Origin of the sequence: Mesorhizobium sp. M7A.F.Ca.MR.176.00.0.0 (assembly GCF_004023165.1) — a bacterium.
Lineage (GTDB): Bacteria > Pseudomonadota > Alphaproteobacteria > Rhizobiales > Rhizobiaceae > Mesorhizobium.
On record NZ_RZTC01000266.1, the window covers coordinates 1419 to 1801 of the forward strand.

The 383-nt window shown below is 67.6% G+C and carries 1 pseudogene; it reads left to right on the plus strand.

Annotated elements, in window-relative coordinates:
* Positions 1–362, plus strand: a pseudogene (locus EOB59_RS37080) (nitrilase-related carbon-nitrogen hydrolase); the annotation flags it as partial.
* Positions 363–383 lie beyond the last annotated feature (21 nt).

Here is a 383-nt window from a genome sequence, read left to right on the forward strand (position 1 = left end):
GGGCGAAGTCGCCATCGCGCGTGGTCGCGGCTGCCGTTTCGGGAGGCTATTTCCTCGCCGCCTCACGCGGCCTGCCGCAGGGTGTCGCGACCTTCTATGCCGCCGATCTCTGGCCTGGCCTCCTGCTGTGGGTGATGGCTTCGGCCTGCTTCGTCACCGTGCATGCGGCGCTCTGGACAAAGCATCCGGGGAAGGGAAGGGCGGTGCGGTATCTGGCGGCGGCGGTGCTGATGGGGCTGCCGCCCTTCGGCATCACCGGCTGGGCGCACCCTATGACGGCGGCGGGCGTGCTCTTTTCGGGATGGGGATGGTGGGGCCTTGCCGCAACTGCGGCCAGTATCGCTATGATGACATCGCGATACTGACCGGCAGCTGTCATTGCC